This is a genomic window from Mycobacterium sp. E740, from assembly GCF_001672895.1.
In the GTDB taxonomy this organism is placed as follows: Bacteria; Actinomycetota; Actinomycetes; order Mycobacteriales; family Mycobacteriaceae; genus Mycobacterium.
On the sequence record NZ_LZKP01000150.1, the window covers coordinates 1 to 2,729 of the forward strand.

Sequence of the window (2,729 nt, forward strand, 5' to 3'; positions counted from 1 at the left end):
GGTGCGCACGTTCACCGCCGGGGACGCGTCGATCGCGATCGGTGCGCCGCTGGCCGAGACTCAACACCGCATCGACGAGTTGCACCGGCGCGTACTGCTGATCTGCGGCGGGGTGATCGTCGGCACGGTGCTCGTCGGCTGGGTGATGTGGTCGATCATGATCAACCCGTTCCGCCTGCTCGCCCAGCGGGCGCGCGCGATCAACGCGCAGTCGAAACCCGAAGAGGTCCAGGTTCGCGGTGTGCAGGAGGCCGTCGAGATCGCCGAGGCCGTCGAAGGGATGCTCGCCCGCATCGGCGCCGAACAGCAGCGCACCCGGGCGGCGCTGGAGTCGGCGCGCGACTTCGCCGCGGTGGCGTCGCACGAACTACGCACGCCGCTGACCGCGATGCGCACCAACCTCGAGGTGTTGTCCACGTTGCAGATGCGCGACGAGCAACGCCAGGAGGTGATCGCCGACGTGATGCGCACCCAGAGCCGCATCGAGGCGACCCTCACGGCGCTCGAGCGCCTCGCACAAGGCGAGTTGACCACCGTCGACGACTTCGTTCCCGTCGACATCACCGAACTGCTAGATCGTGCCGCTCACGACGCGATGCGCAACTATCCCGGGCTGCGGGTCTCGCTGGCCTCGTCGACGACGGTGCTCATGGTGGGCTTGCCCGCCGGACTGCGCCTCGTCGTCGACAATGCGATCACCAATGCGGTCAAGCACGGCGGTGCCACCGAGATCCGGCTCGGCGTCGACAGCTCCGGCGAAGGGGTCCGGATCATCGTCGACGACAACGGCTCGGGGATACCGGAGGACGAGCGGGCCGCCGTGTTCGAGCGGTTCTCGCGCGGCTCGACAGCGGCGCGGTCCGGCTCGGGACTCGGGTTGGCGCTGGTCGCCCAACAGGCCGACATACACGGCGGGACGGCCGCGATGGAGACCAGTCCACTCGGCGGCGCCCGGCTGGTGTTGAGTCTGCCGGCGCCGAGCTGAGCTGGCTACGATCCCACAATGGCGAAACTCGAGTTGTCGCGTGAATTGGCGTTGAGTCCCGAGGACGCCTGGGAGCATGTGTCGGATCTCAACTCCCTGGGCGACTGGCTGGTGATGCACGAGGGCTGGCGCAGCGAACTGCCCGACGAACTGTCGGTCGGCACTCAGATCGTCGGGGTGGCGGGCGCCAAAGGTCTGCGCAATCGGGTCACCTGGACGATCAAGCAGTTCGACCCGCCGAAGCTGATCGAGGTGACCGGCAAGGGTGTCGGCGGCACGAAGTACGGGCTGACGATGAAGGTCGCGCCGACGGACACCGGCAGCGCATTCACGCTCACCCTCAACCTGGGTGGAGCGCCGCTGTTCGGGCCGATCGGCGCCACCGCGGCGCGTGCGGTCAAGGGCGACATCGACCGTTCGATTAAGAAGTTCGAAGAGCTCTACGCCTGAGGGTCGATTGACCGGTGATCGACCGGGTAACACACCTGGGTGTCCTCGACCATGGAGCTGACCGTTCTGGACCCCCGAACCGGCGACACCGTGAGCCGGGTTCCGATCACCGACCCCGAGGCGTGCGCGCAAGCCGTCGCGCGAGCGCGCGCGGCGGCGCCGGCCTGGGCCCGCACCCCGGCCGCCGATCGTGCGGCTGCGCTGACCAAGGCTGCGGCAGCGGTCCGCGCCGCGGCAACAGAATTGGCCGAACTCAACGAACGCGAGACCGGCAAGCTGCGTGACGACGCGCTGGGTGGGGTCGACGCGGGGGCGGGCACACTCGTGCAGTACGCCGAGCTCGGTCCTCTGCATCGCGGCCGCAGCTTGCACGGCTCCTGGGCTGCAACCGACCTCATGGTTTTCGAACCGCGCGGTGTGGTGGCAGTGCTGACTCCGTGGAACGACCCGGTCGCGGTGGCGGCCGGCCTGCTGGGCGCCGCGCTGGTGACGGGAAACACGGTAGTGCACAAGCCAAGTGAGCGCTGCCCGGGGACCGGTCGACGGTTCGCCGAACTGCTGGCCGACCAGCTACCCGATGGTGTGCTTGAGATCCTCGACGGCGACGGGTCCGTCGGCGCCCAGCTGGCGTCGGCGCCCGACGTCGACGTGGTAGCCCATGTCGGCAGCAGCGTGACGGGCCGGGCGATCGCGCAGGCCTGCGCGCAGCGGGGCGCCAAGACCGTATTGGAGAACGGCGGCAACGACGCGCTGATCGTCGACGGGGGAGTGGATCCGCGGTGGGCGGCCGAGCAGACGGCGTTGGGCGCGTTCGCGAATGCGGGGCAGATCTGTGTGTCCGTCGAGCGGGTGTTCGTGGTCGAGGCGCTGGCCGACGCCTTTCTCGACGAGCTGGCCGAGCAGGCACGCGCATGGGCCGGGCGGATCGGGCCGATGGTCGACGAGCGGCAGCGAGCCGTGGTCCAGGAGCACGTCGACGACGCAGTCGCCAACGGCGCGCGCGTGCTGGCCGGCGGCGAACCGCGGCCGGGCCCGGGTGCGTTCTACCCGCCGACCGTGCTGGCCGGCTGCACACCCGAGATGCTGGTGTTCCGGGAAGAGACGTTCGGTCCGGTCGCGCCGGTGCGGGTGACGCCGGACTTCGACACCGCACTGCGCGAAGCCGCCGACGACCGCTACGGCTTGGCCGCCACGGTGCTGACAGCGGACATGGCGCACGCGCAGGAGGCGTGGCGCGTCCTTCCCGTCGGCACCGTCAAGATCAACAACGTGTTCGGCGGTGCGCCCGGCGGTG

The 2,729-nt window shown here is 69.8% G+C and carries 3 protein-coding genes; all 3 read left to right on the top strand.

Annotated features, from left to right (window positions below; translation table 11 throughout):
- A partial coding sequence (locus tag A5663_RS14185; protein WP_068149962.1) for a sensor histidine kinase KdpD occupies positions 1 to 985 on the top strand: 985 nt, incomplete at its 5' end.
- 18 nt (positions 986 to 1,003) lie between these two features.
- Positions 1,004 to 1,435: an SRPBCC family protein gene (locus A5663_RS14190; RefSeq protein WP_068149965.1), complete on the top strand. Its 432-nt coding sequence runs from the start codon at positions 1,004 to 1,006 to the stop codon at positions 1,433 to 1,435.
- A 51-nt stretch (positions 1,436 to 1,486) separates the two neighbouring features.
- Positions 1,487 to 2,729: aldehyde dehydrogenase (locus A5663_RS14195; RefSeq protein ID WP_082974132.1), on the top strand; the 1,243-nt coding region annotated here is incomplete at its 3' end.